Annotated in this window: 5 protein-coding genes and 1 pseudogene; 3 read left to right on the top strand and 3 right to left on the bottom strand. The window is 68.7% G+C overall.

Going from position 1 to position 6,477, the window contains the following annotated elements; genetic code table 11:
- Nucleotides 1-284 precede the first annotated feature (284 nt).
- A complete protein-coding gene (locus tag DKL51_RS01995) occupies nt 285-1,400 on the top strand; it encodes a MerR family transcriptional regulator (RefSeq protein ID WP_109965486.1) in 1,116 nt (371 codons plus the stop codon).
- A gap of 55 nt (nt 1,401-1,455) precedes the next feature.
- Here the strand turns inward: DKL51_RS01995 and DKL51_RS01990 are convergent.
- The 3 genes and pseudogenes from DKL51_RS01990 to DKL51_RS01980 all read right to left on the bottom strand — a co-directional run.
- Nucleotides 1,456-2,286: pseudogene (locus DKL51_RS01990) on the bottom strand (IS5 family transposase); the annotation flags it as partial.
- A gap of 37 nt (nt 2,287-2,323) precedes the next feature.
- Nucleotides 2,324-2,872 (bottom strand): integrase core domain-containing protein, encoded by a 549-nt coding sequence (locus DKL51_RS35545; protein WP_243420750.1) that lies wholly within the window; start codon nt 2,870-2,872, stop codon nt 2,324-2,326.
- A gap of 745 nt (nt 2,873-3,617) precedes the next feature.
- A complete protein-coding gene (locus tag DKL51_RS01980) occupies nt 3,618-4,355 on the bottom strand; it encodes a GntR family transcriptional regulator (RefSeq protein ID WP_109965508.1) in 738 nt (245 codons plus the stop codon).
- 140 nt (nt 4,356-4,495) lie between these two features.
- Here DKL51_RS01980 and DKL51_RS01975 point away from each other — a divergent pair, with 140 nt between their 5' ends.
- Together DKL51_RS01975 and DKL51_RS01970 are read left to right on the top strand one after the other, a co-directional pair.
- Nucleotides 4,496-5,509, top strand: a complete 1,014-nt coding sequence (locus tag DKL51_RS01975; protein WP_311768018.1) for a Gfo/Idh/MocA family protein — start codon at nt 4,496-4,498, stop codon at nt 5,507-5,509.
- Between the two features lie 4 nt (nt 5,510-5,513).
- Nucleotides 5,514-6,476, top strand: coding sequence for a sugar phosphate isomerase/epimerase family protein (locus DKL51_RS01970; RefSeq protein ID WP_109965489.1), 963 nt, complete (start codon nt 5,514-5,516; stop codon nt 6,474-6,476).
- Nucleotide 6,477: the final 1 nt, after the last annotated feature.

Here is a 6,477-nt window from a genome sequence, read left to right as displayed (position 1 = left end):
CCCCCGGCCCGCAAGCCTCCCGGTGCCCTCACAGGTCACCCACCGGATAGAGCGCCACGTACACACTCAATCACGTCTGCCGGGTGTCCACTCCTGCCGGTCCGGTAGTCATTCGCCAAGTTCGACGTCCATCGAACATCCGGTCATGCCGCCGACCGCGCGCTACGCAGCGTCACGACAACCGGATTGAGGCGGCGCCCGGTCGTGCCGATGAGCGGAAACTCGATCATGTAAGCAGCGAAGCGCTTGCTCCTCACGCGGCGTCATGTCACATAGTCGGTGGCGTGGAGGAGCACCTGACCGTGGGGCGTGTGGCGGAGTTGGCCGGTGTCAGCGTCCGCACACTGCATCACTATGACGAGATCGGCCTCCTGGAGCCGTCCACGCGGACCGCGGCTGGGCACCGGGTCTACTCCCCGGGCGATGTGGAGCGACTCCGGGAGGTGCTCGCCTACCGGCGGCTCGGCTTCGGATTGCGGGAGATCGCGGATCTGGTTGACGATCCGGCCACCGACGCAGTCGCGCACCTGTGCCGGCTGCGCGGCCTGCTGATGGACCAGCGCGACCGCGCTGCTGCCATGGTGACGGCTATAGACAGGGAACTGGAGGCACGCGCAATGGGGATCAGGACGGCGCCAGAGGAGCAACTGAAAGTGTTCGGCGCGCAGTTGTACGACGCCATCGGATCCGCTTACCCCGCGACGCGGCGCACCGAGCCACGGATCGCCGCGCGCATCTGGGATGCGCTGGGGGACGCACGAACGGTGCTGAACGTCGGGGCTGGCACCGGCTCCTACGAACCACCCGACCGCGACGTCACGGCGGTGGAACCGTCGGCGGTCATGCGGGCGCAGCGTCCCCCGGGCGCGGCGCCGTGCGTGGCCGCCGCTGCGGAGAGTCTGCCGTTCGAGGACCAGTCCTTTGACGCCGCGATGGCGGTCAGCACCGTCCATCACTGGCCGGATCCGGTCGCCGGGCTGCGTGAGATGCGGCGTGTGGCCCGCCGCGTGGTGGTGTTCACGTACGACGCCGATGACACCGGCTGGCGTCAGCGGTTCTGGCTCACCCGCGACTACTTACCTGAGTTTGCAGACCTCCTCGTCGACTGGCCGTCCCTGGCCGACCTGACCCGCGCGATCGGAGGACGCGCGGAGCCGGTGCTCGTCCCGTGGGACTGCGCTGACGGCTTCTTCGAGGCATACTGGCGCCGGCCTGAGGCATACCTGGACGAACATGTACGCCGCGCGGTTTCGGTATGGACCAGAGTCGGACCGCAGGCTGAGCAACGGGCAGTCAGCACACTCCGCGAAGACCTTTCCTCAGGCCGGTGGGCCGAGCGCAACCGCGACCTCGTCGCCCTCGACACGGCAGAGCTCGGTCTCCGCCTGCTCGTAGCCTGAACCACCGTGCGCGAGAACGCCGCCAGAGAGCGGGCCGCCGGGATTAGGCCCTGTTTCATAAGCCGGGTCGGAGCCACTCGTTGATCGTGGCGATGTGCACTGTGGCGTGGTAGCGGACGGCGAGTTTGTCATAGCGGGTGGCCAGGGCTCGGTTGCGTTTGAGCTGGTTGATGCCGCACTCGACGGCGTGGCGCTGCCGGTAGGTGATGGAGTCGAAGGTCGGTGGCCGGCCGCCCTGCGAGCCTTTCCTGCGTCGGCTCGCGGCCTGGTCGACCTTGATCGGGATGGTCGCGGCGATTCCGCGGCGGGCCAGGTGCTGCCGGTTGGCGCGGGAGCTGTATGCCTTGTCGGCCAGGATTCGATCCGGTCGTGTGCGGGGCCGGCCGCCACTGGGACGGGGAACCCGAATACCGGCCAGGACCGGGTCGAATTGCGGGCTGTCGCCGCGGTGTCCGGCGGTGAGCACGGTCGACAACGGCTTGCGGCCCTGTTCACAGGCCAGGTGCAGCTTCGTGGTCAACCCACCTCGCGACCGTCCCAACGCATGGTCGTCGGGCTCGTCATCGACACCACCGGGCGACTCGACCTGCAACTCACCACGGGTGCGGGCGCCGGCGGCGTGCTGATGAGCGCGGGCGCTGGTGGAATCAACACTGACGTCCCAGGTGATCAATCCCGCCGCATCGGCGCGTGCCTGCAACCCGGTGACCACGTTCCGCCACACCCCGGCCCGCTGCCACCTGCGGAACAACCCGTAGACGGTCTGCCAGGGCCCGTACAGTGCCGGCACGTCCCGCCACGGCGAGCCGACCCGTGTCCGCCACCGGATCCCGTCGATCAACTGCCGTCTACTCCACTTCGGCGGACGACCCGACCCACCCTGTGGGGTTCCAAAACCCTGCTACGTGGCCTGACTTGGGCTTCTATGCGGCTCGTTCATATTCGGTGATCAGCCCGCCGAGGACGGGCCGGCGTTTGATCCGTTTGTGGGTCAGGTCAACGACGGGACGGTCGGAGCGCGGGGACTGCAACTGCAGGGCTCGGTGTGGTCGCCGCCCGTTGTAGTGACGGGCGTATTCAGCAAGTGTTCTGCGTAGATGTCGTTCGCTGAAGATGAGCATGCGGTCGGTGACCTCGCTGCGGGCGGTGAGGACGAACCTTTCCGCGTAGGCGTTGGATCGCGGGCTGCGCGGTGGGATCTTGTATACCGTGACGCCGGCGTCGGTCAGTACGGTGTCGAAGGCGTCGGTCAACTGCCCGGCCCGGTCCCGGATCAGGAATCTGAACTGATCGACGCGCTCGCCCAGGTCCATGAGCAGATTCCTGGCCTGCTGAACGGTCCACGGCCCGTCGGGGTTGGCGGTGACGCCGAGGATGTGCCCGTACCGGCTGCCGACCTCCAGGACGAAAAACACGTACAAGCGTTGGAGGGTGAGCGCGCAGTCCACATGGAAGAAGTCGCAGGCGAGCATGGTGGACGCTTGGGTGCGCAGGAATCGTCGCCACGTGGTGTGGTCGCGGCGCAGCGGTGCCGGCGGTGTGCCCAGCTGTTGAGGATCCTGCGGATCGTCGACGCGCCGATCCGGTAACCAAGACCGAACAGCTCTCCTTGAATTCGCTGGTAGCCGCAGCCCGGGTTGTCCCGGGCCATGTGCTCGACCAGCGCGGCCAGCGCTGGGTCGATGGGCGGGCGCCCGAGCCGGTGTGGATACGTCCAGTGGCGGGCGACCAGCCGCCGATGCCAGCGAAGGACCGTGGCTGGGGTGACGAGCCGATGGGCCTTCAACGTCCGTGGCAGGAGCCTGATCAGGGCGGCGAGCGCTGCGCGGTCGGCCCAGTTCAGGCGCGGCTTGGGGTTCTGTCGGCGCAGGACCGCGTTCTCGTGACGCAGGACGAGAATCTCCGGGTCCTTGGCTGCGGTGGTCCGAGCGAGCAGGGACACCCAGCCGGCGATCCGGCAGAACACGAGGTAGATCAGGCGGAGCGACATCCCAACGATGGTGTCAGGCATCCCTGATAGGAACCACGTCCGGCCAGGTCAGCCACGATGACCGCGTTTTGGAACCCCGCACGTCACGACGTCCACATCGCAACCACCAAGAAGACCAACAAACCGGGCACCAAGAAAACGAAGACCGCGAATCCCCGACTACGTCGAACAGGTTAAAGATCAAGTTAGGGGCGGCCGGTCGGCCCGGCCATGGGCGTCGTCCCGCGTCACCGCTCGTCGATCATGACCTCGATGCTGTAGTCCTGAGCTCGGTAGCAGTGGTCGCCGTACTCCACCGGGTTGCCTGCCGAGTCGAACGCGCTGCGCGTCATGGTGAGCACGGGCTCGGACGGCTTCAGCCGCAGGTGCCGCCGTTGGGCCGCGGTCGGCGTGCGTGCCCCGATCGTCTGGTGCGCGACGACCGGCCGCACGCCACGATCGCGTAGCAGGGCGTACAGGCCCTGCGCCTCGAGCTGCTCCCGGGTGATGTCGGCGTACGACGGTGGCAGCCAGTTGTGCAGGATGGCCAGCGGGCGGTTGTCGGAGAACCGCAGGCGGACGATCGAGAGCAGTTCGGCGTCGACGGGCAGATCGAGCGACGCTGCCACACGCTCGTCCCGCACCAGTTCGTGCTGCAGGACGGCGGTCGTGGGTCGGGCCGAGTCGCGCTTGAGGTCGTCGTAGAGGCTCGTGAGTTCGGCACGCCGGTGCACCTTGCGGTTGGCGACCGTGGTGCCGAGACCGCGCCGACGCAGCAGCAGGCCCTGGCTGACCAACTCCTGGATGGCCCGGCGCACCGTTGGCCGTGACAGGTTGAGTCGCTCGGCGAGGGCCATCTCGTTCTCGAACGGATCGCCGGGCTGCAGCTGACCACTGCGGATCGCGGCGCGCAGCTGCTCCGCGAGCTGGTGGTACAGGGGCACCGGGGAGGACCGGTCGATCGTGATGCCCACTTGGATGGCCATGGCCGGCACTCTACTCCAAAAGACAGATTGAACTTACGTGAGGATGTTAGGACAAACCCTTGACGAGGCATCGATGTTACGGGCAGGCTACGCCCCACGGCCAGTGGCGGGGCAACGGCGGCCACCGACACGTGGATTGGATGACTCATATGCGCATCGGGCTCGCGGGGGTGGGAAGGATCGGGGCCTTCCATGCCAGGACCCTGGTAGGCCTCGACTTCGTCGACGAGCTCGTCGTGACCGACACCAACGTTCAGGCCGCCCGGGCCCTCGCCGAGGAGCTCGGCGCGGAGGTCGCCGCAGACGCCGAGGCGCTGCTCGCCTCGGGCGTCGACGGTTTCGTGATCGCGACCGCCACCCCCGGGCACGCCCCGCTGCTGTGGCAGGGGATCGCCGCCGGGGTGCCGACCTTCTGCGAGAAGCCCGTCGCGGCCACCCTCGAAGAGACCATCGCGCTGACCGACCTCGTCGCCGCCAGCGGAGTGCCGGCGCATGTCGGCTTCCAGCGACGCTTCGACGTCGGCTACCAGCGCGCGCGGCGCGCGGCGGAATCCGGCGAGCTGGGTTTCATCCACACCATCCGGGCCAACACCCACGACCAGTCCCCGCCGCACGCCTCGTACATCCCGACCTCGGGCGGGATCTTCCGCGACTGCAACGTGCACGACTTCGACATCATCCGGTTCGTCACGGGGCAGGAGGTGGCCTCCGTCTACGCGACGGGTGCGAACAAGGGAGCCGGCTTCTTCTCCGAGGCCGGGGATGTGGACACCGGCGCCGCCCTGCTGACTTTGGACGACGGCACGATGGTCCTCGTCTCCTCGACCCGATACAACGGCGGCGGCCACGACGTGCGCATGGAGGTGTTCGGCGAGAAGGGCACGATCGCGGTGGGGCTGGACCACTCGCTGGCGATGAGGTCCGCCGAGGAGGGGGTCGACTTTCCCCGGGGCCCCCGGAGGTGGTCCTTCATGGAGCGTTTCCTTCCGGCGTACCAGGCCGAGCTCACCGCTTTCGCGGACGTCGCCCGCGGCGAGCGGCCGTCCCCGTGCACCGTCCGCGACGCGCTTGAGGCCTTCCGCGTTGCCGAGGCCTGCGAGCTGTCCCGAGCGGAGCGCCGGCCCGTCGCCCTCTCCGAGATCAAGGGAGTCTGAGGCCATGACCTTTGTCAGCGCCGAACCCACCCCGCCAGGAGCCGCCACCCCGGTGCCCAACCGTATCGCCGGGGCACCCATCTCCTGGGGCGTCTGCGAGGTCCCCGGCTGGGGCTACCAACTGGAACCGAACGTCGTGCTGCGGCAGATGCGCGAACTCGGTCTGGCCGCCACCGAGTTCGGACCGGAGGGCTTCCTGCCCGACGACCCCACGGCCAAGGCCGCGACGCTGGCCGGTTACGGCCTGAAGGCGGTGGGGCAGTTCGTCCCCGTCGTCCTGCACGACCCGGGCCACGACCCGCTACCGGAGGTCGAACGTGCGATGGACGGTCTGGTGGCGGCCAGCGCATCCACGGTGGTCATCGCCGCTGCGACGGGTCAGGAGGGCTACGACGAGCGTCCGGTCCTCGACGAGTCCGGCTGGTCGACTCTGCTGGGCAACCTTGACCGGATCACCGACGCGGCGTCCACCCGCGGACTCGTGGCCACCCTGCACCCGCACGTCGGCACGATGGTCGAGAGCGGCGAAGAGACGGGCAAGGTGCTCGCCGGGAGCCGAATCGGCCTGTGCCTCGACACCGGGCACCTGCACATCGGCGGCGGCGACCCGGTCGCGGTGGCGCAGCAGCACCCCGGGCGGATCGCGCACACCCATCTCAAGGACGTCCGGATCGACTGGGTCCGGCGGGTGCAGTCCGGCGAGGTCACCTACACCGAAGCCGTGGCCGGTGGCATGTACGTCCCGCTCGGCCAGGGTGATGTCGACGTCAAGGCGATCGTGACGGCCCTCGAGGACAGCGGGTACGCGGGGTGGTACGTCCTCGAGCAGGACTGCATACTGGCCGGCTCCCCGGCCACCGGGTCCGCGGAACCAAACCCGGTGGCCGACGTACGGGCGAGCATCGAGCATCTGCTGGCCGTGGCGGACGAGGCGGCCGCGGCCGGACCGAGCGCGGCCGGGGAATGAC

Origin of the sequence: Micromonospora globispora (assembly GCF_003857015.1) — a bacterium.
Lineage (GTDB): Bacteria > Actinomycetota > Actinomycetes > Mycobacteriales > Micromonosporaceae > Micromonospora > Micromonospora globispora.
This window is presented reverse-complemented; position numbering and strand designations above follow the sequence as displayed.